The following is a 26,871-nucleotide window of genomic DNA, read 5'->3' on the forward strand; positions in this document are numbered from 1 at the left end:
GAGAGGCTGTCAGGGATCTGCACGCTCACCTCGCCCACGCCGCGCCGGCCGGAAACTCGAACTGATCGAGCGACTCGGGCCGCAGGGTGGTGCTGTACCCCGGCGCGGTGGGCGGCATGTAACGGCCAGCCTGGACGACGACCGGATCGACGAAGTGCTCGTGGAGGTGATCCACGTGCTCCAGGATGCGGTCCTCGAGCGACGCGCTCACGGAGATGTAGTCGAAGAGCGAGATGTGCTGCATGATCTCCGAGAGGCCGACCCCGCCGGTGTGAGGGCAGACCGGGACGCCGAACTTGGCCGCCATGAGCAGCACGGCGAGCACCTCGTTGACGCCGCCCAGCCGGGCGCCGTCCGCCTGGCAGAACTGGATCGCGCCCGCCTGGAACATCTGCTTGAACATGACGCGATTGTGGGTGTGCTCCCCCGTCGCCACGCCGATCGGCGCGATCGCCCTGGCGATCGCGGCGTGGCCGAGGATGTCGTCGGGGCTCGTGGGCTCCTCGATCCACCAGGGATCGAACAGCGCCCATGTCGGCCGTCATGGCGTCCACGCGCCTGCCCACGAGCAGGGGGCGGAGCGCGTCGATCGCCGCCACGCAGAGCTCGTTTCCACGGCCAATCGTGAAGGTCAGGCCATGCCCCTCGATCCGCTCCGGGCCATCGGTCTCGAGCACGACGTAGGCCGCCGAGTAGTCCGGCCTCGGGTTCATGGCGTCCGAGCCGGCGAGAGAGCGCGAGGTCGGAAAGCGGATGTCGCGGGCGATGACATCGGTGATGCACACGGACATGGGGTCCCCCTTCGTACGGACTACGCCGGACAGCGCGCATAGCCTCGTGCGTCAGATGCCGGCGGAGCCCGGCCGAGCATGACCGCACGCGCCTGAACGACCGGCTCGTGCGGCAGGGGCACGCGCGGCGCAAGGCGGATCCGGGCGATCGTCGGAGGCTTCCTATCCGCTCGCGCGGAGGTAGCTCATCCAGCGAGCACGTTCCGTTCGCTTCGCCATCCCGCACCTCCTTCCCGGCGGTCCTGGACGGCTTCGGCGCGTCGAGGAGGCGACCGAGCACGGGCTCGATGAAGCACGCTCCGCCTCTGCGAGCGTGGGCGGAAGTGGCGGGAGGCCAACGGCGTCGAGCCGGCTCGGGGGTTTCTTGCTGCGGGGCTTGGGCGTGACGGTGTCCTTTCGGGGGGGAAATGCGGTGTTCTCCGCCGAAACGGGACACGAGATCGACCGTGACGAACCAAACGAGACAGGCAGCCTGGTGCTTGTCCCCGCGATCAAGGTTGTATAAGCTTCGCGCCATGGGGAGACCCGAAAACCACGAGGACGAGGTGCTGACGATCAAGGCCGCCGCCGAGGTGCTCGACGTGAGCGAGCAGACCCTTCGGCGCTGGGACAAAGCGGGGAAACTGCGGGCGAAACGTCACCCGATGAACGGCTACCGGCTGTACCTTCGCCGCCAAATTGTGGAGCTACGGAGGCAGATCCTCTCGGGATCCGAGGAAGCGTCGTGAAGGCCGACATCCTCAAGCTGCTGCTACAGTCCCACGCGGACGGCGACGAGTCGTCATTCCGCAAGGCGGCGCTGCAGCTTGCTGCGGCCGAGAGCACCGCGGGCCACGTGCGCGTCGCGGAGGAGATCCGGTCGATCATCGCCAAGATGCCCGCGACAAGCACCCGCAAGCACGGGCCCGTCGTGGACATCGCCGCACCACGTGGCGAGCTCGCGGACATCCTCGAGGGCGGCCACCGTGAGGAGCGCCTCCGTGACATCGTGTTGCGTCCAGAGGCCGAAGAGACGCTCAAGCGGGTCATCTCCGAGAACCGGTCACGCGCGCGGCTCGAGCGGTTCGGCGTGTCGCCGCGTCGCCGCCTGCTGTTCCACGGCGCGCCCGGCTGCGGAAAGACCCTCGCCGCCGCCGTGCTCGCTGGCGAGATGGGGCTGCCGCTGATGACCGTGCGCTTCGATGCGCTGTTCTCGCGCTTCCTCGGAGCCACGGCCGTGCAGCTCCGCGCGATCTTCGCGGAAATGCCGCACCGCCCGGGCGTGTACCTCTTCGACGAGTTCGACTCTGTCGCGAAGGCGCGTGGTGACTCCCAGGACGTCGGCGAGATGAACCGCGTCGTCACCGCATTCCTGCAGCTCGTTGACGCCGACATGAGCGGAAGCATCCTCGTCGCCGCGACGAACCACGTCGAGCTCCTGGACCGTGCCGTGTTTAGGCGCTTCGACGTGATCGTCCCCTTCGACAAGCCGCCGCGCGAGCAGATCGCCGAGCTGATGAAGCTGCGGCTCTCGACGGTGGGCCTCTCCGACGAAGCCGTCAACCGCCTCGCGGCCAACGCAGAGGGATGGAGCTTTGCGGACGTTGCACGCGCCTGTGATGATGCGGTCCGCACGATGGCCCTCGATGATCGTGAAGAGATCTCCGAGCGTGATGTTGTCCTGGCGCTGGAGGAGCTGAAGAGACGCGACGTACCGGTCAGGAGATAACCAATGGCCGACACTCGGCTCCCTCTCCTCCGAGGGCGAATCACCTCGGTGGACACCTACGAAGCGCCGCAGGGCGGCGGCGGCGTGCGGCCCGCGATGCCGTCGCTCGACCCGAAGGCGCACCGGACGACGCTGCTGCAGCAGCTCGACGCCATCACACAGCAGGTGAAGGCGCGCGCCGAGATAGCGCGCGACGAGCTGGCGAAGCGCGAGATCGTCGCCGTGCGGCCAGCACCCAACGCGCAGCTCGCACCAGACCAGCTTGATGACTCCCGCGCCGACGCCCGGCTCGTGGGTGCCATGCCGGACTCCGGCACCGTCCTTCTCGACGTCGCCAACGCGGACCTTGAGTACCTGCGGAAGAAGCTCGATGCGTTCGCTGACGACGCGAAGGTGAAGACCAAGACCGCGAAGGACGGCACGGTCACCACCCAGCGTTGCAACGAGCGAGCGATCGCGCCCGTGGGAAGCATCGGGCTCGCGGAGCTCGAGGACCTCAGCGGCGCGCGGCTCTGGGCTGAAGCGCCGCCCGCCGATCGCCCGTGCTGGTTTGAGATCGGCTGTCGTGGCGGGTACCGGAATCGCGCCGAGGACACCAACAACAGCCGCGCGCAGATCGCTCGGCAGCTCTATCGGCTTGGTGCGTCCCAGAAGCTCGACGAATTCCTCGGCCCCGAGCAGCTCTACTTCTTCGTTCGGCTGACGCGCGCGCAGCTCGATGAACTGCGCAAGGCGACCGACTGCATCTACGAAGTCGAGCTCGCCCCGCAGCCCCTCCGCGATCTGAAGCTGCTTGACGACCTCTCCACCAAGGACGTCGCTGACTTCGCGCTCGGGCAGCCTCATGAAAACGCGCCGTCCGTCGTCGTCCTCGACACGGGCATCGCCACGGGGCACCCACTCCTGAAGTCGGCGATCCTGACAGCGACGACGGCCGGTCCCGAGATCCCGTCGCCCGAGGACACCTACGGGCACGGAACGAAGATGGCGGGGCTGGCGCTGTACCGAGACATCGGCGCGGCCCTCGAGCGCGGAAGCGCTGACGCCACGCACTGGCTGCAGAGCAGCCGGCTCTTGATCGCGCCGAGATACGGTACGGCCGCCGACGAGAACTACGAAAAGTGGCCCGTCCTGACGGAGCGCGCGGTGCGATCTGCGGAGGACGCCGACCCTCGTCCTCGTAACCGTGCTTTCGTGCTCGCCGTGACGCGGTCAATGCAGGATCCCCCGCTCGATGGAATCGCGCCAACGCTGTGGAGCCAGGCGGTGGACCAGCTCGCGTTCCGCGGGGGATACGGACGATTGATGATCGTGTCGGCGGGCAACGCGCGCGACGCGCAGTGGCTCGCGCTCGCCGAGCAGCACCCGCAGCTCCAGCTCTCGGAGAAGATTCACCAGCCCGCGCAGGCATCCAACGCGCTGACGGTAGGTGCGTTCACGGCGCGTGTCGAGCTGCCGAACGACAACGATTACGCCGAGGCTCGCGTCGTTGCGACGAAGCCGGGCGGCATCTCGCCGTACACGAGCACGGGGCTCGTCGGCAACGAGTGGCCCATCAAACCAGACGTCGTGATCGAGGGCGGCAACCTGGCGATCTCCGGGACGCTCGCCGACTCGACCGTGCCCACCCTCTCGGCGCTCACCACCAGCCATCGGCACACGCATGGCAGCCCGATAGGATTGATCTCGATGACCAGCGAGGCGAGCGCGCGTGCGGCACACCTCGCCGCGCACATCTGGTCACTCGATCCGAAGCTTCGTCCCGAGACGGTGCGTGGGCTCATCGTTCACTCCGCGAGCTGGACGAAGGCGATGGTCGGGGACTTCCCCGGCCTGAACGATCGGCTCCAAGCGTGCGGCTACGGTGTGCCGAGCGAGCGGCTTGCCTCGGAGTGCGCCCAGGGTGTGGCGACGATCGTGGTCGAAGACTCGATGCCGAATGCCGTCATCGAGGAAGAGCCGAAGAAGACGCCGCCGAAGCGGGCCACGACGAAGACGACGGAGCGGAAGGTTCGCCGGAAGGTGAAGCTGTATCGATTGCCGCTCCCCGAAAGCCTGCTCAGCGATGCAGACCCCGACGTCGAGCTGCGCGTCACTCTCTCGTACTTCACCGAGCCCAACAAGTTCGGACGGCGCACGTACAACGGACTCGATCTGAAGTGGGACATGCAGGGCCCGCAAGAGAGCGCCGACGCGTTCATTCAGCGGATCAATGCGCTGAAGCGTCCGACGGGTGCAGACGGCAAGCGACTCAAGATCGAGAAGACCAAGTCGTTCGACTGGGACGTGGGCATCGAGCGTCGTAGCCGCGGAACCGTGCAGAGCGATCGGTGGCGTGGGAAGATGTCGGCGCTGGTTGGCGACAAGCTGATCGCGATCGTGCCGGTGCTCGGCTGGTGGGACCAGCGCAAGGCGCTAAAGTGGCAGGACATCAAGTTTTCACTCGTCGTGTCCGTATTCGGCCCTGGCGTCTACGCGGCCATCAAATCGATGGTCGAGGGAACGATCGCCGTCGAAGTGTGATGTGGAGATTCATGCGCCGGTAGCCAACACCATCAGTTCCATAAACTGGCATGACGTTGTGTCGGCCAAGACGAACCACCCATCGCCGAAGCAGAGATCCGCCGCATGGCCCGGAGCGCGGAACTCCTCATCGAGGAAGACGGGCGGCTGTTTCCACCTGTTGAACGCTACGGCGCCTGGTCGCTCGCTCTCATCCCCCCGGGCGCTTCCTGCCGTCGCCTGTGCGCCGCGCGCTGTCGGCCGGCCGCCCGCCTCGCCCAGCCCCCAAGCGCCCCCGACGAGCCATCCGCGCCGCCGGCGCGCGGCCTCGCCGTCGCGATCGGACGGCCGGATTGGGCATCCACCCGGCTCCCCGGCCGCGCCAGACTCAGGCCCGTGCTGCGCCGGCGGTCACATTCCGGGGGGCTGTCTTGTCCTGGGAGCGGACCCCACCCGGAGAGGACATGAAGAGACTGCTCAGAATCGATGCAAGCGCCCGTACGCAAGGGTCGAGCTCGCGGAGCGTGGCGGACTATTTCCAGGTACGCTGGACAGAATCGAATCCGGGAGGCCGCGTCATCGTTCGCGACCTCGCCCGGTATCCGGTGCCGCACCTCGACGCCGTGACCATCGCTGCGTTTCTCGCGCCCCCGCCGCCTTCCGCAGGGCCGCCGCCCGAGGGCCTCGTGCTGTCCGACGCCTTGATCGAGGAGCTGAGCTCGGCCGATCACCTGCTGATCAGCAGCCCGCTGTACAACCTCACGCTGCCATCGACCCTCAAGGCCTACTTCGATCACGTCATCCGCAATGACCGTACGTTCGCACAGGCAGAAGGGCGCTATGTAGGCCTCCTCACCAGCAAGTCGGCGTCCGTCGTGACGGCGCGCGGCGGGGTCGCCTCGCCCGCCGCCGAGGACGAGCTTCAGACGCGCACGCTGCGGGCGATACTGGCCTTCATCGGCGTCACGAAGGTCGACGTGATCTCGCTGGAGGGGATGAGCGGAGACGAGGCCTCTCGGTCGCGTCGCGTCGCGCGCGCGCGGGCCGAGATCGACCATCTCTTCGCCTCTCCTGGAGAGCCGGTGTGCCTCGGGCCGTTCACCGAGGAAGATCGCCGGGAGATCGGCGGGCTGCGGGCCGCGCAGGCCGCTGCCATCCAGCGGGGGGACGCGGAGGCCTACGCGGCGCTTTGCACCGACGACATCCAGCTCCTGATCCCGGGGCACGAGGTCGTCTCCGGCCGCGAGCGGTTCCTCGCGTGCGAGGCGGAGCTCTTCCGGAGCGCGAGCTTCGCGTCGTTCAGGAAGACGCCGGAGCGGATCGAGCGGAGCGGCGACCTGGCCGTCGAGGTGGGCCGGCAAGAGGTGGCCATGCGGCGCGGCGGGGCCGCGGGCGTCTTCGCCGCGCGGCAGAAGTACACGCATGTTTTCCGGCGGACGGCTCAGGGCTGGCGCTTCGCCGTGCTGATGTCCAACGCCATCGAGTAACCGTCATGGATCACCGAACGCGTCTTTTCGAGAGCCATCGCCCCCTCCTCGAGGGGCTCGCTTACCGGATGCTCGGCACGCGCGCCGACGCCCTCGACATCGTGCAGGAGACGTTCTTGAAGTGGAGCCAGACAGACATCGACCCGATCCGCGACCCGCGCGCGTGGCTCGTCACGGTGTGCAGCCGCATCGCGCTGAACACGCTGCAATCGGCGCGTTCCCGGAGAGAGACGTACGTGGGCACATGGCTGCCGGAGCCGTTGATGGAGGGGTCGCGGAGCCCCGACGAGGAGCCGCAGATCGACGAGACCGTCTCGGTGGCGTTGATGCACGCCCTCGAGCGGCTGACGCCGAAGGAGCGCGCCGCGTTCCTGCTGCACGACGTGTTCGGCTACAGCTTCGATGAGATCTCCACCCTGCTCGGCAAAGAGAGCGCGGCGTGCCGGAAGCTCGCCTCCCGTGCCCGCGCGCGGGTCCGCGACGCGCGGCCGAAGTTCGCGGCGTCGTCCACCGAGCACCAGCGCCTCCTGACCGCGTTCCTGGACGCCGCCCGCGCCGGCCGGACCGACGAGCTCCGCAGCCTGCTCGCGGAGGGCGTGGAGCTCCACTCGGACGGGGGCGGCAAGGCCGAGACGGTGACCCACGTGCTCCGCGGCGCGGACGCGGTGAGCACCTTCTTCGCCCGCGTCTGGAGCGCCGCGGCGCACCCCGATGGCCGCTACCGCTTCGTTGTGCGGTGGTTCAACGGTTCGCCGGGGCTCCTGGTCCACGACGAAGATCGGCTGATCGCCGCCGTGAGCGTGAGCGTCGACGAGGGCGTGATTCGAGCGGTGTATGCCCACCGCAACCCGGAGAAGCTCGCAGCCTTCCTCGCGGAGGCTGGCTGAGCGGCGCGGGCCCGGCGAGGGAAAGCAGGCGCGGCGCCCTGCTCTTTTTTTCTGGACCTGGCAGTCCAGAACGGTCATGCTCTCTCCGTGGCCCGGCCCAAGGAGTTCGATCGCGACGAGGTGCTCCGGCGCGCCATCCCGGTCTTCTGGGAGAAGGGCTTCGCGGGCACCTCGACCGAGGATCTCGTCCGTGCCATGGGGATCGGCCGACAGAGCCTCTACGACACGTTCGGCGACAAGCGACGGCTGTTTCTCGAGGCGCTCCGCGCCTACAACGCCGACAGCATCGCCTCGGTGATCAAGGAGCTCCGGGCCGGACCGAGCGCGCTCGCGGCGCTCGAGCGTGTCCTCGTCGACCTCGCCGAGGAGCACGGCGCGGCGCGCTCCCTCGGCTGCATGGGCGTGAACGCCGTCTGCGAGCTCGCCCGCGAGGACGACGAGGTGCGCGCGCTCACCGCGACCAGCGCCGCGCTGCTCGAGACCGTGCTCAAGGACGTCATCGACGACGGCAAGGCGAAGGGGGACATCGGCCGCGCGGTCGACAGCCGCGCGGCCGCTCGCTTCCTCGCGACCACGCTCAGCGGGATGAAGGTGCAGGCCAAGGCCGGCGCATCGACCGACGCCCTCCGCGACGTCGCGGCCTTCGCGGTCCAGAGCCTGCGCCCGCGCTGATCGCGCGGCGGCCGCTCCGGGCTTTGCCCTCGCCGCGCGCTATTTTTGACTGATCGTTCAAGTAAACCGAAGCACAACAGCCAACGACGCAAAGGAGATCGACATGAACAACGACATCAAGCCGCTCGCAGGGAAGAAGGCGATCGTCATCGGCGGATCGCGCGGCATCGGCGCGGCCATCGTGAAGCGCCTCGCGCGGGAGGGCGCGGCGGTCGCCTTCACCTACGTGAGCCGGCCGGACCGGGCGCGGGAGCTCGTCGCGGCCGTCGAATCCGGGGGAGGGCGCGCCATCGCCCTCCAGGCCGACAGCGCCGACGCGAGCGCGCTCGAGCGCGCGATCGCCGAGGGCGCCAGGGCGCTCGGCGGGCTCGACGTCCTCGTGAACAACGCCGGCATCCTGATCTTCGGCAATGTGGAGGAATACAGCCTCGAGGACTTCGACAGGATGATGGCCGTCAACGTGCGCGGCGTGTTCGTCGCCGCCAAGGCCGCGGCGAACCACCTCTCGCGCGGCGGGAAGATCGTCGTCATCGGCAGCAACATCGCCGAGCGCGCGATGCTCGCTGGCTCGGCCGTCTACGGGATGACGAAGGCCGCTGTCGCCCGGCTGGTGCGCGGGCTGGCGCTGGATCTGGCCCCGCGCGGCATCTCGGTCATCAACGTCCAGCCTGGCCCGACGACGACCGACATGATGCCGGCCGACGGCCCGCACGTCGACTGGGTGCGCAACCTGAGCCCCGAGAAGCGCATCGCCGACCCCGACGAGATCGCGCGGTTCGTCACGTACCTGGCCCGGCCCGAGTCGACCTACATCAACGGCGTGAGCCTGACGATCGACGGCGCCTTCTCGGCGTGAGCTGCCAGCGCTGCTCGCGGGAGCCCGCCTCGCTTGCTCGGTGAGCCGAAGCCACGCTACGACCGGCGCAGGAACACACCGCATGCGGGGGGTCGCCGGAACGTGGACGCAGGTGCCTGAGATCATCGATTCGAACAGGGCTGTTCCCGCCACGGCCCGCGGGCGAGCCCCGCGCGCGCGCTGCGCCGCCGCCCGCGCCCGCGCGCTGCTCGTCGCTGCGTGCGCTGCGCTCGCGGCCCTGTCCGTGGCCTGCGGCGGCGGCCAGACCCAGGGTGAGGCGTTCGATCCGCGCTGGAAGGACGACGGCGGCGCGGGCATCGCGGCCTTCCAGCAGCGGTTCGCGGGCAGGCGCATCCCCCTCGGCGCCGACGTGGCGGTCGGCGTCGTCGCCGGGGCGGGGGCGTCCGAGCTCGTCGGGGTGCCGCTCGACGGCGGCCCGGCGTGGACCTTCGCGCACCCGCTCGACGCGCGCCCGGCCGTCGCGGGGAGCGTCGTCGTCGGGCTCGGCCAGGGCGAGCTGTTCGCCCTCGACGCGCGCACCGGGGAGCTGCTCTGGACACGCCGCGCCGGCGGCAGGCTCCGCGGCGCCGGCGACGACGGCGAGACCACCGTGGTCTCGCTCGTGTCGACCACCGGCACCACGAGCGTCGTGCTCGCGGTGAGCCGCGAGGGCCTCGTGCTGCGCCAGATAGAGGACTCGGCCTCCATCGGCGTGCCCGCGGTCGTGGGGCGCTACGCGTTCCTGCCCTGGCAGGGGCGCTACGTCACGGTGTTCGACCTGCAGACCGGCGGCGAGGTGGCGCGGGCGCTGCTCCGCACCGAGGTGAGCCGCGCCTTCCTGCTCGGCGGGGCGGTCTTCTTCGGCGGCGAGGCGGCGACGCGGTTCGACGCCTCGATCGGGCTCGGCGCGGCCGGGCGGGCGTCGATCGCGCGGCTGCCGGCGCGCGATCTGCCCGGGGCGCCGGTCTGGATGACCGCCGGGACCGAGGTGCTCGCGCCGGCCGCCTCGGCCGAGGACAGGGCGCGGCTCTACGCCCGCCCCAGGCCGGCCGGCCCGCCGGGCATCGAGGCGGAGCGCTACGTGGCGACGTACTACCGGGCCGCGGTCGGCCTCGACGCGCGCTCCGGCGCGCTCGCCTGGGCCCACGCCGGCGAGGCCGACTTCCTCGGCGGCGCCGCCTACGCGGGCGGCTTCGCGCTGTGCGACGCGCGCGGCGGGATCACGTTCCTCGAAGCGCAGCGCGGGGCCGTGGCGGGGCGCGCGTCGCTCGGCCGGCCGATCCAGGCGTGTGTGGTGCAGGCCGACGGGCTCACCGCCGCGCCGATCGGCGCGAAGCCAGCGGAGGCCGCAGCGGCCGGCACGAGGCCGGTGGACGCCGCGATGACCGGCGCGAGGCAGTGAAGGTTGTGCCGGCCGTCGCCGCGCGCCGCACCGCCGCGACCGACGCTCCGTGAAGCCGTTGTCGGGGATGAGGCGGCGGCCCGGGTCGATCACGAGGCGAAAGGGAGGCTGTTCGGGCTGCCGGTGGCACCGGGGGTGAGCAACCTTGGACCGAACGTCGAGCCCGCCGCTCGCGTCGACTCGCTGCTGGAGCCTTGCCGCTCGCCAGCGCCGCGGGCTCTCCTGAGATCCCCCGCGCGCAGTCATTGCGTGCTGAAGCGCCCCGGATGTCTCCGGAGCGCGGAGGGCGTCCCTCTCCGCGCGATGGGCTCGGTCGCGACCTTCAAGGCTTCCTCTCGCCGAGGTTGACGCCCAACCCACATCAAACGACACTTTGCGCGCATGCTCGCTCCCAAGGACCGTCCCCTCAGGCTACTGATCAGTTGCAGCCCTGAGGACCGCGAGTTGAAGGAGCAGCTCGTCCGTCATCTGCAGGTCCTCGTACGCTTTGCTGGGATCGAACTCTGGACAGCCGATCGAGTGCAGGCCGGCGACAACTGGCGAGAGGACGTCGATGCCGCTCTCGATCGAGCGGACATCGCGCTCTTGCTGATAAGCGCTGACTTCTTGGCGTCTGACTTCCTCCAGGATGTCGAGCTGCCGAAGGTGTTCCAGAGGCGCGAACAGGGCGGACTTAAGGTCATTCCCGTGCTGCTGCGGAGTTGCTTCTGGGGTGCGCATCCGTGGCTCGGTGCCCTCAAGCCCCTACCCGCGAGCGGGAGAGCCATTGCGTCTTTCCAAAGAGACGGTCGCGATCGGGCGCTCGCCGAGATCGTGGCAGAGATCGCGCAACGGGCAGGAATTCTGCCGTTCCGCAGTATGGCCGAGCGTTCTCCTGAGCGTGTGCCGATCCAAGACTTCGAGCGGTTCACTAAAACGGACCAAGAGATCGACCCGAATCGGAGAATCCTGTTCAGAAATTGGAGCCGTGTGGTCGCAAGTGACTGCGTGGTTGAGTTGCTACGCAAATTCGGAGGGCCTTGCGAATACGGGCTCGGAGGTCCGTCGCCAGATGTCGCCGATGTCTCGCATGAGGTGGTTGAATTCTTCTACGTGAAGTACATCGACTGCGCAGCGTATATCGCCGTGGCCGTCACGCATCCCGTCCCTCGCGACGTTTGCCACGCGGCCGCGCCGAGCTTGAGTTTCGTAGAGCTTCTAGAGACGTCACATGGCTGGACTCTGGGGGCAGTTCACGTAAACGCACTGCATGCTGGCGCGTGGGGCGAACCTCCTTCGAGTATTTATGTGATGAACATTGGATACAATATTTCTGCAATTGTGATCGATGGGGGTTTTACCAATCAAGGTTTTACGGCTGGCTATACCGTCATGTATACAGCTGTCGCCGGCGAGTTTAAGGCGGTCTTTCAGTCCGACACGTGCGGCCACGACTCGGGAACTGGGCGTCGCCGCATGGATGACTGGAGCGCCGACATTCAGGTCGTGCGGGAAGGGACCAGCTTCTACGATCTCGTGGTTCATCGAGGCGGGTTGCGGGACGGAAAGGCTATCAACGAAAGGCAGGTCTACAGGTTTGACGGCCGCGCATATGCGCCTGCTGGTTTGTATCGATGAGCGAAGTGTATACCTGAATGCGGCAAACGCGGCGGAGGGGCCCCGCTTTTCCCACGTGAACGGACGAACGTGTCCTAGAGGAGCTCGGGGATGATCTGGCCCATGTCGCGGTCCGGACCGGCCTACGCCGGGTGCCAGCGCGTCGGGCGGACACACGCCGTGGTCGCCGGGCGTGACGAGCGCAGCTACGGGCACCGAGGCGCCGCCGCGCGGCGTGCGCGAGCGCAGTCTTTTCACCGGTCACGCGGCGGTGTACTATTGGCTGAACGAGGTGGACATGGGCTTCTGGGACTCTGTGCGAACGACGGTGGATCGGGTGACCGGCTCGGCAGCGAACGTCTCGTTGGGGATGGAGCCGCAGTTCGTCGTCCCCGGTCAAACTATCTCGGTCCACATCACCCTCAAGAACGGCCTTGCGGCGCTCGACGTGCGTGCAGTGCTGCTCGAGGTCAAATCGGTCGAGGAGATCGAGCTGCCGCGAAACGCGAGCTGGGTCAACGTGCTCGCAGACGCCGCGGCGAAGTCCCGGCCCCAGCCGCGAGGTCAAGCGACCTCGGAGGTGGCTCGACATGGGGAGACGACCTTCGAAGCGAAGGTCACCGTGGCGCCAGGGATGATCTTGGCACCCGGGGAGGAGCGCAAGTTCAAGGGCACATTCAGACTGCCGCTCGGCGTTCAACCGAGTTACCAGGGTAAGTACGCGAAGCACGATTGGCGACTGCGCGCCCGCCTCGACGTGCTCGGCGTCGATCCGGGCACCGGGTGGCTCTCGTTTCGCGTCGGAGCGCCGAGCTGACGACTGGCCGAGCCAGGAACGACGGTCCGGCTACCCCGAGGCAGATCCCGCCGCGATCGGCCCCCACCGCGTGGGCACCACCCCTCGAGCTGCGTGGTCTTCGTGAGCGGCATGGACGGAGGATCGCCTGCGCGTGGCGTTCGCCTGTAACTGATGATGGACCGAGGGTGCGATACGCAGCGGCAGCTGGAAGCGCTCTCTACTGGACAGCAAAGTTCGAATCACCATGTCTGACGAGATTGACGCGGTACGCTATGCAGGGAAATGGCGTCTACACTTCGAAAGAAAGGCGAATCACAACAAGGCCGAGGCGTTGATCTGCTTCACCGCCGTCGTTGCATGCACGCTGGTGGCGCCGATCTTTGTCATGCTCGGCGAGGGGTTCTGGCTGAGCAAACTGACGCCGTCGCTGCTCTCGCTGCTGGCAGCAGGGATGACGACATGGCTCCAGCTGAGAAAGCCTCAGCAGCTCTGGGCGCTGTACCGCACGTGTCAGCGGCGTATCGAAGATCTGCAGGCGGCGCATTCGTTCGGATTCGCAGGCTTCGAAAGGGCGGCGGACCGCGATCGCCTGCTCGCCAAGCGGGTCGCCGAGATCGTGATGTTCTCCCATGAGCAATGGGTCCCCTTGGTGCCGAGCCCGGAGAACATCGGTGCGCTCACGGAGTCGAGGCTTCGAAGAGCTCCGAACTCAGACGATGGTAACGCGTAGATAGATCGTCGCGGTTGCGCGACCTCGTCGAGCCCGACGAGATCCGGCTTCGAGCCGAGCCGGGGCCTGCGCGGAGGAGCTCCTGCGCTGGTTCTCCTCCGCGCGCCGTGTCTATTGCGGTGCCTCTCGCTCCGGCTGCACCATGCCTTGCGTGGCGAAGGCGCAGCACGACACGGCGGAGGGGCGGGACGAGGGCCGGGGAGGCGCGGACGCAGGCGCGGAGGTCGACGTCGGGCCGATCGACGTGCTCGTGGTCGTGGCGCTCCAGGACGAGCTCGAGGGGGTGCTCGCGCAGGGCGACGGCGGCGCCGCGGGGTGGCGCGAGCTGCGCGACCTCGGCGGCTTCCGCTACTACCGGCGCGCCTTCCCGAGCGCCCACGGCGGGTCGCTCGCGGTGGCCGCGGCGTGGATCGGCGAGGCGGGCCAGCGCACGGCGGCGATCCGGGGGCAGCAGCTCGTCTCCGAGCTCGATCCTGCGTGCCTCGCGATGTGCGGCATCTGCGCGGGCGACCCCCGCAAGGTGGCGCTCGGCGACGTGATCGTGGCCGACCGGCTCTACAGCTTCGACGAGGGCAAACGCGTCGCGCCGCCGGGCAAGGAGGCGGAGCTCCTCCACGACCTGCGCACCTTCGATCTCGCGGCCACGTGGAAGATGGACGCGGCCTTCCTCGCGCGTGAGCTCGACCTCGCGGCGCTCTCCCGCGAGCGCCCGCCCTCACGGGAGGCCCAGCAGCGGTGGCTCCTCGACGCGCTCCACGCGCACGAGGCCGAGGGCGGGCCGCCGCCGGTCTCGCACCCCGACCGGAGGCGCGCCTGTCCGGGGTGGACGGCGCGGCTCAAGGAGGCCGTGAAGGACGGGCACGCCGCGACGAAGGGCGGCGCGCTGCGCCTCACCGAGGCAGGGCGGGAGAAGGCGCTGGAGGAGCGGTTGCTCCACCCGGACGGTCCGCCGGCCGATCCGCCGCTCTGCGTGCATGTCGGGGCCGTCGCCACGCTCACGGCGGTGGTGCAGGACCCGGGCGTCTGGGGCGACCTCCAGCGCGTGGTGCGGGGCACGCTGGGCCTGGAGATGGAGGGCGCGGCGATCGGCGACCTCGCGGGCCGCTGCCAGAAGCGGTCGATCTTCGTGAAGGCGGTGAGCGATCACGCCGACCTTGCCAAGGACGACAGCTTCCGCGCGTTCGCGTGCCGCGCCTCGGCGGCGGTGCTTGTTGCGTTCCTGCAGAAGCACCTCGAGCCGGCGCCGCGGCCGGAGCGCGAGCTGCCGGGGCGGCACGGGCCGGCTGGAGAGGTGGATTGCACCTCGGGGGACGGTGAGCGCGGCGAGGGCGCGTTCGAGGAGCGGCACGACGGCTTCCTTCAGCGGATCGAGCGCGTGGCGCTCCTGCGCGCGCCCGGCGCGACCGTCACGAGGCACCGGACGCCGCCGCCGTTCGCGGGCGTGCTCGAGGTGGCGGCGCGGGACGGAGCGCTCGTCGACCTGCGGGTGATCGGCGCGCTCGACCAGTCGATCACGGACGAGCTGGTCGCGCGCTACGTGACCGAGGTGGAGCGCCCGTTCCGGGAGCAGGATCCGCTGCTCAGATCGACGCTGATCCACACGGGCCCGCAGGCGCCGCCGGAGCTCGTCCAGCGCGCGTGGCGCCGCGGCGTCGTGCTGAAGAGCTTCTCCGAATACCAGGGGCTCATCGATTTCGGCCGGTACCTCGAACGACAGACGGACCGGCTCGAAGCGGACCCGATCTACCCGCCGTGGCTCTACGTGGAGCAGCCGGCGGTGGTGAGCCTCGGCGACCGCGAGAAGAGCGCCACAGAGAGTGCGCTTGCGTCGCTGTGGGAGCTGCTCGACGCGCCCCGTCGACGCTTCGTGCTTGTGCTAGGCGACTTCGGCGCGGGCAAGACGTTCCTCTTGCATGAGCTCGCGCGGCGGATGGCGAGAGAGAAGCACCCGCTCGTGCCGGTGCTCATCGAGATGAGCCAGCTCGAGAAGCAGCGCTCGCTGAGCGTGCTTGTGGCGCAGCACTTCGCGCTCGCGGACGAGCCGATCGACCCGCGCGCCTTCAGCTACATGCTGGCCGAGGGGCGGATCGCGCTGCTCTTTGACGGCTTCGACGAGCTCGCCCTGCGGCTGACATACGACCGGGTGCTCGAGCACTTCGAGACGGTGGTGCAGGCGGCCGAGGGGATCGCGAAGGTCGTGGTGACCAGCCGGACGCAGCACTTCGTCGACGACCGGCAGATCAAGCAGGAGCTCGCCCGGCGGGCGGAGCAGGTGCAGGGCTACCGGCTGGTGCAGCTCCAGGGGTTCGGGGAGAAGCAGATCCGGCGATTTCTGGGCAACATGATCCCCGAGCCCGCGGAGGCCGAGGCGCGCTACCGGCTGCTCCACGAGGTCAAGGACCTGCTCGGGCTCTCGGAGAACCCGCGGATGCTGGGGTTCATCGCGAGGATCGAGGAGAGAAAGCTGCTCGAGGCCAAGAAGGGGACCGGGGAGATCACCGCGGCGAGGCTGTACGAGGTGCTCGTGGACCAGTGGCTCGACCACGAGCACCGGCGCGCGAACCCGCGCGGAGCGCCGCGCGGGCTCTCGCGCGAGGCGCTCCGCGCGGCGATGACCGATCTCGCGCGGCTGCTCTGGGATCGGCGGGTGCGCGCGGTCATGATCGGCGCGCTGCCGGATACGCTCGTGAGGGGCGTGCAGCCGCTCACTGGGCCGCCGCTCGAACGGGCGATGATCGAGTTCTTGATTGGCTCGGGATCGCTGCTCGTGCGGGACGCGGAGGGGGCGTTCTCGTTCGTCCACTGGTCGGTGCTGGAGTGGCTCGTGGCCGAGGCGGCGGCGAGGGAGGTTGCGCGGACAGGCGACAGCGCGGCGCTCGCGGCCGACGAGATGAGCGAGCTCATGGTGGACTTCTTCGTGTCGCTCGTGGGGCGCAAGGAGGCGGCGGCGTGGGCAGCGCGGGTGCTGCACGGGGTGGCCGAAGGCCACGCAAAGGACAACGGGCTGCGGGTCGTGCGCTGGCTGGGGAGGCGCGAGGAGGAAGCGGGCCTCGGGGAGGAGAAGACCGAGCAGGTCGAGATCGACCTGACCGGGCAAGACCTGAGCGGGCAGAACCTCAACCACGCGGACCTTCGCACGGCCAACCTCACGAAGGCCAACCTCACGAATGCCATGCTGGTCGAGGCCAGGCTGGCCGGCGCCACGCTCGTCTCCGCGCGGCTCGTCCGCGCGGACCTGCGCGATGCCACGCTGATGGGCGCCGATCTGCGGGGCGCGGACCTGTCGTTCGCTCGCCTCGTGGGCGTGGATTTGACCGGCGCGGATCTCGAGGGCGCGGTGCTGCGCGGCGCCAAGCTGGTCGGCGCCCGAGGGGTGGACGTCGCCTCGCTCGCGGCGGAGGGAGCGGCGCCTCCCCAGCCTTCCGGCGCCAGCCTGATGTGGATGCCGGGTTCAGGGTGCAATGCTGTGGCCTGGAGTCCGTCGGGAGATCTCCTCGCCACCGGTCATGACGACGGCTCGGTCCGGCTCTGGGACGCGGTCTCGGGCCAGGCTATCCGAGAGATGGCCGGACACCTCGGCGCGGTGAACAGCGTGACTTTCAGCGCCGAGGGGCGAGCGCTGGCTTCGGGGTCGAACGACAGGACCGTGAGGGTGTGGGAGGTCGAGAGCGGCCGGACGATCCGCACCTTCGAGGAACATCGCAACTGGGTGATGAGCGTGGCCTTCAGCCCCGATGGTCGGATGCTGGCCTCCGGGTCGGATGACAAGATCGTGAGGGTGTGGGAGGTCGAGAGCGGCCGGACCATCCTCGCTTTCAAGGGCCATGACAACTGCGTGAGGAGCGTCGTGTTCAGCCCCGATGGCCGGATCCTCGCGTCCGGGTCGGACGACAGGACCGTGAAGCTATGGGAGGTCGAGAGCGGCCGAACGCTCGGCGCCTTCAAGGGGCATCGCAACTGGGTGATGAGCGTAGCGTTCAGCCCTGATGGCCGAACGCTGGCCTCCGGATCGGGCGACAAGACCGTGAGGCTGTGGGAGGTCGAGAGCGGCCGAGCCCTTCGCACCTTCGAGGGCCATGGCGGCCTGGTGATGAGCGTGGCGTTCAGCCCTGACGGCCGGACGCTGGCCTCCGGATCGGGCGACAAGGCCGTGCGGTTGTGGGAGGTCGAGAGCGGCCGAGCCCTCCGCGCCTGCGAGGGCCATGGTTACTGGGTGATGAGCGTGGCGTTCAGCCCTGACGGCCGGACGTTGGCCTCCGGATCGGGCGACAAGACCGCGCGGTTGTGGGAGGTCGAGAGCGGCCGAGCTCTCCGCGCCTGTGAGGGTCATGATGGCCGCGTGAAGAGCGTTGTTTTCAGCCCCAACGGTCGAACGTTGGCCTCGGGGTCGGATGACAAGGCCGTGAGGCTGTGGGACGTCGACAGTGGGCGAGCCCTCCGCACCTTCGAGGGCCACGGCGGCCTGGTGATGAGCGTGGCGTTCACCCCTGATGGCCGGACGCTGGCGTCGGGGTCGGATGACAAGGCCGTGAGGCTGTGGGACGTCGAGAGCGGGCGAGCTCTCCGCGTGGTCGACGGCCATGGAGCCAAGGTGCTGAGCGTTGCTTTCAGCCCTGATGGCCGGACGCTGGCGTCGGGGTCGGATGACAAGGTCGTGAGGTTGTGGGAGGTCGAGAGCGGGCGAGCTCTCCGCGTATTCGACGGCCATGGAGCCAAGGTGCTGAGCGTTGCTTTCAGCCCCGATGGCCGGACGCTGGCCTCCGGGGCGGGTGACAAGACGGTGAGGTTGTGGGAGGTCGAGAGCGGGCGAGCCGTCCGTGTCTCGGCGAGCCATGGCGCCAGGGTGATGAGCGTGGCGTTCAGCCCTGATGGCCGGATGCTGGCGTCGGGGTCGGATGACAAGACGGTGAGGTTGTGGGAGGTCGAGAGCGGGCGAGCCCTCCGCGCCTTCGTGGGCCATCGCGACCTGGTCTCGAGCGTGGCATTCAGCCCTGACGGTCAGACGTTGGCTTCGGGTTCGGGTGATGCGACTGTGAGGTTGTGGGCGGTCGGAAGCGAGCGAGTCCTCCGCGCTCTTCACGGCCACAAGGCCGCTGTGCAGAGCGTCGGCTTCAGCCCAGACGGCGCGCTCCTCGCTTCTGCCTCCACCGACGGTACGATCCGTCTGTGGAAGGTGGCGACCGGCCGTTGTCTCGCTCTTCTCCTGCCCTGTCCCGAGGGGTGGGTCGCCTTCACGCCCGACGGCCGGTACAGGTTCGGCGGTGACATCGCCGGATCTCTGTGGCACGTGATCGGCCTCTGCCGCTTCGAGCTCGGCGAGGTCGATCCCTACCTGCCGAACCCCCTGCGCCTCCCCGACGACGAGCCCCTCATCGCGCTCCGGCCCGCCGGAACGCCGCCCGGGAACGGCACGGTATAGGCTGACCGCGCCCGAGCCCACGTCAAGCCTTCGTGTAGCGAGCCGGCCTGCGCCTCGGAGCACGCGGCAGCTGTCGTGCGGATGCTCGCAGTGTGCCTCAGAGCTCGCCCACCTGGCTGTGCTCGTAGAAATCGACCAGCGCTTGTCCGCCGCGGCCGAGGCCCGCCTGGGCATTGATGTAGGGCACCGCGTCTCGGATCGCCTTCATCGTCAGCTCGATGTTCTTCTGCGTCCCGACCACGAGGGCGGTGTGGTGCTCAACCGCCCGCTCGGGCTGCGTCAGATAGCGAAAGAGCTCCTGGATGCGCGGGATCTGGATGCGGCCGCGCGTGCCGAAGGTGTCGATGCCTTCTTCGCTGACCCGGCCCACCCCGCCGTAGAGGAACACGCTGCCTTCGCGCGCGTTGGTGCAAGGTCTCAGAAAGGCGCAGGTGCCCGCCTTGAGCTCGCCGTCGACCGCGCCCCAGGTGTTCTCCGCGCCGATGTCGGCCTGGGTGGCCAGGATCTCCTGGCGGGTGATGCGGGCGCCGGGGCGCATCACGCTCTTGGCCCAGACGCCGCAGTGGAAGAGATCCACCTCCTCGCGCTCGTCATCGTACATGTTGTTCCAGTCGCCGAGCAGCGGCACGAGCCCGGAAGCACACTGCAGCATGTACATCCCCATCCAGCCCGCGATGTCGGTCTCGCAGGCGGCGGGGATGAGCTTGTCCGAGAGCATGCTCATGCAGGTGCAGGGCATCACGCCCACCTCTCCGCCGATCTGGTACTTCTGCATCTCCGTCCAGCAGCGCACCGCGATGCCGTCGAGGTCATTCTCTTTCACGAAGCGATCGAAGACGACGCCCATCCGGGCGATCGCCTCCAGCGAGGCGCGCGGGACGTCACCCGCCGCCATGTAGCCGGAGACGGCTTCCAGCTGGGTGGATAGCTCGCGCGGCGAGACCTGACGCATCTGGCGATCGAGCGCGATGAGCTCCAGACCGACCGTGCTCAGGCCCATGTGCCCCAGGAGCTCGGTGGAGACGTTGGTGACCGTCTGGAACGCGTCGGGCCCCGAGCCCACCAGCCCGAGGCGCACGCCGCGGCCCCGGCGACGGAACTTCGATGCCAGGACGCAGCTCGCGTAGAAGGCGTGGAGATCGTCCGCGAAGGCCGCCGAGCTCACCGCTTCACAATGCCTGGACGTGAGGGTGTACGGGTAGCCGATGTGGCGGAGCGCGTTGGCGGCCGAAAAGCGCCCGCACGCCCCGTCCCGCCGGCCCTTCTGCCCCATGCGTCCCAGGCCGCGCACGTCAGGCTCGGTGTGCAGCAGCACCGGCACATCGAGATCGGCCAGCCGCAGAAAGTCTCGAATGCCGTTCTCGTCGGAGAAATTGTACATCGAGCAGATGACGCCGATGGCCCCGCCGCCGTCGGGAGAGCGCCGGTACTGCTGGGCGACGCCCGCGGCCGCGCGCGCGTCGGCGTAGGTCTCGACGTTGCCGAGATCGACGTAGCGCACGCGCTGGCCGAGCACATGGCCCACGGCCGACTGGGTGGCTTTCGCTCCCTCCTCCGCGAACGCCGTCGGAAAGAAGCCGCGGTTGCCCATGAAGCCCAAGATCACCGGTTCACTCTGTGCCATTGCCGTCTCCTCGAGCAGGCGGGCTTGAGCAAGCAGGGCCCTGCCGCTCCCGCCCGCCGGAACGTCAAGGTCGTCGTCGCATCGGCGCCATCTGGCGGATCTGTAGAAGATCGCTGCCATGGCCACCTCGCGCGCGAGGGACCGCAGCCACCGACCGCGTATTCCGCTTCAATACTATGCCTGTGCATGCTACCGTCAACAGCTAATCCGAATTAGCTGAACGGAGCGCGCGCTTGAACGATCCCCCCGACCACGACCCGCCGCACGTGCCCGGCCTGCGTCCGGTCCGTATGAAGGACATCGCCGAGCAGCTGGGGTTGTCCCAGACCACGGTGTCTCACGTCCTGACGGGCAAGCATGCGAAGTTTCGCATCAGCGCCGCCACGGTGGAGCGGGTCTGGGCGCTGGCCCAGAAGCTGGGGTACCGGACCAACGCCATGGCCCAGGCGTTCCGGGAGCAAAAATCGTACGCGATCTCGCTCGCCGTCGAGGACCTGGCGAACCCGTTCTGGGCCGGGATAGCCGTCGGCGCCGAGCGCGAGGCCGAGCTCCACGGCTACGCGCTCGTGGTGAGCCACCTGGCCGGCAACGCGGGGCGCCAGCGTCGCGCGCTGCAGCTCGTGCACGAGTCGCGGGTGGATGGGCTCATCGTGTCCCCGGTTTCCGGAGGGGATAGCGATCTCATCGCGGCGCACAAGCAGGGACTTCCCTTCGTGCAGATCGACCGGGCGGTCACGGACCTCGACGTGGCGTGCGTGCGCACCGATCACGCCGCCGGTTCGGTGCTGGCGCTCCGCCACCTTCTCAGGCACAAGGATCGGTCGCTCGTCTACATCGGCGGTCCGCTCGACATCACCACCTACCGACATCGTCTCGACGGGTTCCAGGCGGAGCTCACGCGGAGCGGCGCCAAGGCGGCGGCCATCGAGGAGTTGAAGGAGGCCACCCCGGAAGCGGCCGAGACGCGCATGGTCGAGCTTCTCCAGCGGCTGCGTGGACCTCTGGCCGTCTACGCGGCAAATTTCTGGAGCACTGTGGGGAGCCTGCGGGCCATCCGCGCCGCCGGCCTCTCCGTGCCCGACGAGATCGACGTCGTCGGATTCGACGACATTCTGATGGCCGACCTCCTGCGTTATCCCGTCGCGACCGTCGATCAGGACGTCGGCGGGATAGGACGCGAAGCGGTCCGGCTGCTCCTTGAAATGCTGGCGGGGGCCAAGGTCGCGCGAGAGGTCCTGCTCCCCCCTCGCCTCACCGCGCGAACATCGGACGTGCCGCGCAGCGAGAGGCGAGCCCGCGCGCGGAGGGGCCACCGCTCCTGACCGCCCACCCCATCGATCGGTTTTCTGGCGGGAAGGTTCCGTGGGGGCAAACCGTAACATCCGCGGAGATTCGCGGAGGTCGTGACCACGGATTGCAATCCCTCGGACGGCATGGGCCCAGCCTGGGGCGAACGAACAGCTGATTGCGGGACTGCGCCTGCCCTGCGTCTCGCGCCGCCCTCGAGAATCGCCGGTGTCCGCCGTGCGGGGACCGCGAGCGGTGCTATGGTGCGCCGCACCCCGCGGACCCCGACATGCTCCGAGCGTGACGGCTCCTCCCGGGGTGCCTCATATCTTACGCAGGGAGATCAGATTCATGCGCCAGTCCTATTTTTCTCTTGCAAGAGTGTTGTGTGTCGCGTCGGCGGCCCTGGCCGCCTCGGCCTGTGGAGGCGACGAGGGCGCTCATTCCGATCAGGCTCCTGACATCGAGCGCTCCGACACGGGAGCGCTGCTGGAGGACGGCGTCGACTCCACGTCGTCCGGCGCGGGCGCGTCGGGTGACGAAGGATCCCCCGGCGGCAGCGCGAGCGCGGCCTGCCAGCTGCCCGACGGTCCGCGATCGTTCGATGAGCTCAAGGGCCCGCCCGGGAGCCTGGCAGCCGATTGCGTTCCCACGTGGACCGAGGAGCAGCTGAGCTCCGGGTTCGCCGCGATCCGCGACAGCCGGCTGCTCGCCATGCCGGAGCAACCCGAGTTTCTGCGGCGGCTCCCCTGGCTCGCGGCCGACAACGGCTGCGAGGAGCGGGCCGAGGCGGCGATCTACTTCTTCCAGCAATGGGGCTATCCGACGCCCTACTTCGCCAGGGTCAAGGCAAAGCCGCGCAAGCAGCTGGTCTTCCAGACAGCCAACGAGCCGTCCGGAAGCGTGACGTGGTCCGGCCACGTCGCGCCCGTGGTCCGGGTCGGTGGGCAGCTCATGATCCTGGACGCCGCCATCGATCCGTCGCGGCCCCTCCCGATCGCGGAGTGGCTCTCTCAATTCAGCGTCGTCGACGACATCGACGTCGCGTTGTGCCGCGACCACGCCCTGGGGGAGGGGTGCTTCGACGCTGTGCCCCTGGAGCCGCCGCCGCCCAACCTGAACCCCTATGGCAGCATGTACAACCGGCTCCTGACCGAATGGCGAGTCCAGGAGATCCTCGGGCGCGATCCGTACCGGGTCCTCGGCGAATGTCCGCCGTGGGGCCCCTGCGCCGAGCCGGAGCCCACGCCCGATCCGGGCCTCCCGCCGATCATCCGGCGCTTTGCGTCGGACCAGTTCGACAGCTTCGTCTGGTATCCCCTCTACGTCATCGGCGACAACTTCGTCGAAGGCTGGACGACCGTGCGCATCACCGGAAACGGCATCGACGAGCTCGCGCCCATCGACGCCTGCAACATCCGCAGGATCCTGATCACCCAGGAGTATCCGCCCGGCGACTATCAGGTGACGGTGGCAAACGGAGAGCTCGAGAGTCAGGCGAGCCTTCGTATTCAGTGACCCGGACGGCCAGGCGCGTGCTGCTCGGGCCCAAATGGACGAACCCCTCGAGGCCTCCGAGCTCCTCGCCTTCTCGAAGACCGTGGAGGCTGGATCCCTGCCCCGCGCCGCTGCCGAGCTCGGCGTCCCTCGCGCCACCATCAGCCGCCGCCTCGCGCGGCTGGAGGAGCGGCTCGGCGTGCGCTTGCTCAGGTTCGGCAAAGAGCGCCTGGCGCCGGATCATTCATCGATGAAGATGCCGGCGTAGCGGTGGATGCCGGCGTTCTGCGACTGTGCCGTGAATCGCACGTCGATGTCCTCGAGCCCGCCGGTATACGAGATGTTCCACGTGTACACGCCCCCAGGGCCAAGGGGGACAAATATGCTGCTCGTCCAGGGATCGCCGGCGTCCCACCGCCAGAAGGCCTGGAAGAGGGTGTAGTCGATGCACGACGCGACGGTCTCCTCTCCTATGTTTCCCTCATCCCCGAGGCCGTTCCCGCTGCCAGACATGATGTTGGAGTGGGATTTCTCTTCGGTGAATTTGCACCAGGATTTAACAAGGGCGCTACCATCCTCGGCCCTGACATCGTCTGCCCAGCGAGAGTAGTAGCGGCATCGATCGGTGAACTCCAACCTCGGGTTTTCACCTTCGCAATAGACGGGCCCGGCAGTCAGGGCAAAGCTCGCCGGATCGGGGGCACGGAGCCGCTCGGGAGCGGAAGGGAGCCGAGCCTGGCGCCGGGCCGGATCGCATGAAGCCTCGAGGCGCGCGGGCACGCGCTGCTCGGGCGCGAGCGCCCGCAAGAGATCAGCCGGGCACATGGTCTCAGCGTCGTAGCCAGCCCTCTTGAGCAGCGAGGGCGTGCCGTCCTGGCGATGCTCTCCCACGGCGACGACGCCTCTGTCGTCGAGGACGCAGAAGACCACCTTGACGCCGCTCTGGTGGCTCACCACCGCCACCGTGTTGTCGCCGCAGGGGTGATCTTCATCCGCATTGGCCACGGTGGGAACGCCCTCGACCGATGTGTCGTCCGCGCTGGAAGAAGGCGGAGGCGCCGCGGGCTCGGTCAGAGCCCCGGTGTCGTCGGGGGGCGGAGATTCGAGCTCGGTCCCGCCGGAGCATGCGAGCAGCGGGAGCGAGAGCAAGCAAAAGCCAAGCATCGTCCGGTTCTTCATCCTTCTCTCCTTCATTGTCCGCACTCCGTGCCGCGTCGAGCGATGGGTCCTCCGCTCGCGGCAGGACCTCATCCGACCTGCCAGCGGCCTGGTACGACGGCGTGTGCCGGGCAGCCTCTGTGATGTTGTCCCTGGCACAGCTTGTCTCTGCAGCCTTTGCAACGCGTGTGCCGGCTCGGGCCGCGCTGGGCTCTTGTTGCGCCGGCGCACCGAGCTTGGATTCGTACAGCTCAAGAACCGCAATCCAGCGGAGAGAGCGCCTCGGCGCGCGACGTGCGGCCAGATCTCTGCCGGTACGTCGGCCGAGCCAGCGGAGCTCGTCCCCGTGAGGCCGTGGCATGTCCCGTGACATGTCACGACGGGGCCGTGACATGTCACGGGGACATGCCACGATGACGCCGTGAGTTGCCCGGGGGGCTCGCCCGCGGAGGCGCCTCGCGCGGCGCAGCGGGCGCTGCGCCGCGGGGGCGTCAGGCGCTCTCGCCGAGGTCCCGCAGGGCGCGCGCGAGGCCGTCGGCGAGCGTGTTGAAATGCCGTGTCCGGCCGAGATCGCTGCCGGCGAGCAACCGCGCGACCGCGGGCTGGATGCCGGTGATGAAGCAGCTCGCGCCCACGACATCGATCGCGCGCCGGCTCCCGGTGCTCGGCGTGCGATCGAGCGGGCCGGTCACGGGGTGGGCTTGGCTTTGTCCCGCAGGTAGAGAGCCTCCACCTGCGGCCGGGCCCACGGGGTCCGTCGCAGGAACTGCAGGCTCGAATTGATGCTGGGATCGTACCTGAAGCAGCGAATGGTGATCATGGGTCCGAGCTGCTCCCAGCCATGCTGCGCGACCAGGTGATCGAGGATCAATCGGAGCGTGACACCGTGAAGAGGATTGTCGGGCTGGGCTGAGTCCTAGAGCGGGAGCGGGCCTACGACCAGGCGACCACGCACGGAGCGCGCTGGCCCGCGGCGTGAGCGTTGGAGGAGCTCATTTCCGCTCCGCCCTCTCCTCGCTTTGCCGCACGACTCCCGTGCAGGCCCTTCTGCGGCGAGCGCCCATCCGTCCCCGGAACCGGCGAGGTCGCCGTTGGAACTATTTCGCGGTGCCACCAAAACGGCGAGCGGCTCTAAGCGTATCGGGGAGCATGAACCTTCGCACCCTCGGACTCCTGACCACCTCAATCGGCATCATCACCCTCGGCTGCAACGGCACGGACGTCACCGGCACGGACGTCACCGGCACGAACGTCGGCGGCTCCGCCCCCACCCCCACCACCTCCTCGACGAACAGCACCGCCTCCGGCAGCACCAGCGTCCCGACGGTTTGCACCGGGGCCGCCTGCCCGGCCATCATCCAGCTCATCGGTGGCCATGGCTACGAGTGCGCGGTGCTCGGCGACGCCACCGTCGACTGCTGGGGAGCGAACGACAGCGGGCGCCTCGGCGACGGCACCCCGACATCCCGAGACACGCCAGTCGCGGTCAAGGGCCTGCCCCCGGCGGTGGCGGCGGCCGTCGGGCTCGGGCACGCCTGCGCGCTGCTCGACGACACCACCGTGCGCTGCTGGGGGCTCAACAGCAACGGACAGCTCGGCAACGGCACGATGACTGCCAGTCTCGCGCCGGTGGCGGTGACCGGGCTATCTGGGGTGAATCAGATCGGCGCGGGCGTGTACCACTCGTGCGCACGGCTCGGTGACACCGGCAGGGTGCTGTGCTGGGGCCGGGGCGGCTACCTCGGTGACGGAACGATCAGCGGCAGCTCGACGCCCCGGGAGGTGCCCGGGATCTCGGCGGCGACGTGGCTCGCCGTGGGCGGGGGCGAGTCTTTCGGCACGAACCTGGCCGCCTCCTGCGCCATCCTTCAGGACGGGAGCGCGCGGTGCTGGGGGGACAACGGCCAGGGTCAGCTCGGAGATGGCACCAATGCGGTCAGGCTGTCGCCGGTGACGGTCATGGGCCTCTCGGGGGCCGTCGAGATCACCGTGGGTGGGGCGCACGCCTGCGCGCTGCTGAACGATGGTACCGCCCGCTGCTGGGGCGCGAACGGCAACGGGCAGCTCGGCGACGGCACCCGCATCGAGCGGCTGACGCCGGTGCCGGTGATGGGCCTGTCCACCGTCGCCCACCTGAGCGCCGGAGAGCGTCACACCTGCGCGGAGCTCCTCGACGGCACGGTGATGTGCTGGGGAGAGAACTCCTCCGGAGAGCTGGGGCGCGGCGCGACCTCGCTCATGCCGAGCCCCACGCCGGCCCTCGTCTCCGGGCTCGTCGGGGTGAGCGCGCTCGGGGCGAGCAGCCAGAGCACCTGCGCCTACAGCGCTGACCGGGTGACGCGCTGCTGGGGCAACAACCAGTACGGCCAGCTCGGGATCGGCGCCGACACCACGAGCCGTCCCGTGCCCACGGCGGTGGCCTGGTAGCCTGTCGGGGGAGCGCCCCGGAGAGGGAG

The 26,871-nt window shown here is 69.0% G+C and carries 18 protein-coding genes and 3 pseudogenes; 16 read left to right on the forward strand and 5 right to left on the reverse strand.

Going from position 1 to position 26,871, the window contains the following annotated elements; genetic code table 11:
- Positions 1–25: 25 nt before the first annotated feature.
- Positions 26–791: pseudogene (locus WMF45_RS46325) on the reverse strand (enolase C-terminal domain-like protein).
- Between the two features lie 515 nt (positions 792–1,306).
- On the opposite strand from WMF45_RS46325, the gene WMF45_RS46330 reads away from it, so the two are divergent.
- The 12 genes from WMF45_RS46330 (at position 1,307) to WMF45_RS46385 (ending at position 18,849) form a co-directional block, all read left to right on the forward strand.
- Positions 1,307–1,519 (forward strand): MerR family DNA-binding transcriptional regulator, encoded by a 213-nt coding sequence (locus WMF45_RS46330; RefSeq protein WP_437713210.1) that lies wholly within the window; start codon positions 1,307–1,309, stop codon positions 1,517–1,519.
- Entirely contained in the window at positions 1,516–2,499 is a 984-nt protein-coding gene (locus WMF45_RS46335) for an AAA family ATPase (protein ID WP_437713211.1), read from the forward strand. Before WMF45_RS46330 ends, WMF45_RS46335 begins: the two co-directional genes overlap by 4 nt.
- A gap of 3 nt (positions 2,500–2,502) precedes the next feature.
- The gene (locus WMF45_RS46340; protein WP_437713212.1) at positions 2,503–5,022 is read left to right on the forward strand and encodes a S8 family peptidase; all 2,520 of its coding nucleotides are present in this window, start codon (positions 2,503–2,505) and stop codon (positions 5,020–5,022) included.
- Positions 5,023–5,465: 443 nt separating this feature from the next.
- The gene (locus tag WMF45_RS46345) at positions 5,466–6,488 is read left to right on the forward strand and encodes an NAD(P)H-dependent oxidoreductase (RefSeq protein ID WP_437713213.1); all 1,023 of its coding nucleotides are present in this window, start codon (positions 5,466–5,468) and stop codon (positions 6,486–6,488) included.
- Positions 6,489–6,493: 5 nt separating this feature from the next.
- Positions 6,494–7,375, forward strand: a complete 882-nt coding sequence (sigJ, locus tag WMF45_RS46350; protein WP_437713214.1) for an RNA polymerase sigma factor SigJ — start codon at positions 6,494–6,496, stop codon at positions 7,373–7,375.
- 87 nt (positions 7,376–7,462) lie between these two features.
- The gene (locus tag WMF45_RS46355) at positions 7,463–8,047 is read left to right on the forward strand and encodes a TetR/AcrR family transcriptional regulator (protein WP_437713215.1); all 585 of its coding nucleotides are present in this window, start codon (positions 7,463–7,465) and stop codon (positions 8,045–8,047) included.
- Positions 8,048–8,150: 103 nt separating this feature from the next.
- On the forward strand, positions 8,151–8,903 hold the full coding sequence (locus WMF45_RS46360) for an SDR family oxidoreductase (protein WP_437713216.1): 753 nt from the start codon (positions 8,151–8,153) through the stop codon (positions 8,901–8,903).
- 112 nt (positions 8,904–9,015) lie between these two features.
- A complete protein-coding gene (locus WMF45_RS46365) occupies positions 9,016–10,305 on the forward strand; it encodes an outer membrane protein assembly factor BamB family protein (protein ID WP_437713217.1) in 1,290 nt (429 codons plus the stop codon).
- A gap of 381 nt (positions 10,306–10,686) precedes the next feature.
- Positions 10,687–11,922, forward strand: coding sequence for a toll/interleukin-1 receptor domain-containing protein (locus WMF45_RS46370; RefSeq protein WP_437713218.1), 1,236 nt, complete (start codon positions 10,687–10,689; stop codon positions 11,920–11,922).
- A 214-nt stretch (positions 11,923–12,136) separates the two neighbouring features.
- Positions 12,137–12,718, forward strand: a complete 582-nt coding sequence (locus WMF45_RS46375) for a hypothetical protein (RefSeq protein WP_437713219.1) — start codon at positions 12,137–12,139, stop codon at positions 12,716–12,718.
- 226 nt (positions 12,719–12,944) lie between these two features.
- Positions 12,945–13,430, forward strand: coding sequence for an SLATT domain-containing protein (locus WMF45_RS46380; RefSeq protein WP_437713220.1), 486 nt, complete (start codon positions 12,945–12,947; stop codon positions 13,428–13,430).
- Between the two features lie 142 nt (positions 13,431–13,572).
- The gene (locus WMF45_RS46385) at positions 13,573–18,849 is read left to right on the forward strand and encodes a pentapeptide repeat-containing protein (protein ID WP_437713221.1); all 5,277 of its coding nucleotides are present in this window, start codon (positions 13,573–13,575) and stop codon (positions 18,847–18,849) included.
- Between the two features lie 97 nt (positions 18,850–18,946).
- Here WMF45_RS46385 and WMF45_RS46390 read toward each other — a convergent pair whose 3' ends face one another.
- Positions 18,947–20,473, reverse strand: a complete 1,527-nt coding sequence (locus WMF45_RS46390) for an L-fucose/L-arabinose isomerase family protein (RefSeq protein ID WP_437713222.1) — start codon at positions 20,471–20,473, stop codon at positions 18,947–18,949.
- A gap of 233 nt (positions 20,474–20,706) precedes the next feature.
- Between WMF45_RS46390 and WMF45_RS46395 the strand changes: the two genes are divergently transcribed.
- The 3 genes and pseudogenes from WMF45_RS46395 to WMF45_RS46405 form a co-directional block, all read left to right on the forward strand.
- Entirely contained in the window at positions 20,707–21,795 is a 1,089-nt protein-coding gene (locus WMF45_RS46395) for a LacI family DNA-binding transcriptional regulator (RefSeq protein ID WP_437713223.1), read from the forward strand.
- A gap of 316 nt (positions 21,796–22,111) precedes the next feature.
- Positions 22,112–23,278 (forward strand): protein-glutamine glutaminase family protein, encoded by a 1,167-nt coding sequence (locus WMF45_RS46400; protein ID WP_437713224.1) that lies wholly within the window; start codon positions 22,112–22,114, stop codon positions 23,276–23,278.
- Between the two features lie 34 nt (positions 23,279–23,312).
- Positions 23,313–23,468 (forward strand): annotated as a pseudogene (locus WMF45_RS46405) (helix-turn-helix domain-containing protein); the annotation flags it as partial.
- Positions 23,469–23,497: 29 nt separating this feature from the next.
- On the opposite strand, the gene WMF45_RS46410 reads toward WMF45_RS46405, so the two are convergent.
- The 3 genes and pseudogenes from WMF45_RS46410 to WMF45_RS46420 all read right to left on the reverse strand — a co-directional run.
- Positions 23,498–24,451: a hypothetical protein gene (locus WMF45_RS46410; RefSeq protein ID WP_437713225.1), complete on the reverse strand. Its 954-nt coding sequence runs from the start codon at positions 24,449–24,451 to the stop codon at positions 23,498–23,500.
- A 455-nt stretch (positions 24,452–24,906) separates the two neighbouring features.
- The gene (locus WMF45_RS46415; RefSeq protein WP_437713226.1) at positions 24,907–25,107 is read right to left on the reverse strand and encodes a hypothetical protein; all 201 of its coding nucleotides are present in this window, start codon (positions 25,105–25,107) and stop codon (positions 24,907–24,909) included.
- A pseudogene (locus WMF45_RS46420) lies at positions 25,104–25,322 on the reverse strand (VF530 family DNA-binding protein); the annotation flags it as partial. The gene WMF45_RS46415 and the pseudogene WMF45_RS46420, both read right to left, overlap by 4 nt.
- A 242-nt stretch (positions 25,323–25,564) precedes the next feature.
- Between WMF45_RS46420 and WMF45_RS46425 the strand changes: the two are divergent.
- Entirely contained in the window at positions 25,565–26,842 is a 1,278-nt protein-coding gene (locus WMF45_RS46425; RefSeq protein WP_437713227.1) for an RCC1 domain-containing protein, read from the forward strand.
- The last annotated feature ends 29 nt before the right edge of the window (positions 26,843–26,871 follow it).

This window comes from Sorangium sp. So ce448 (assembly GCF_051520915.1).
Lineage (GTDB): Bacteria > Myxococcota_A > Polyangia > Polyangiales > Polyangiaceae > Sorangium > Sorangium cellulosum_B.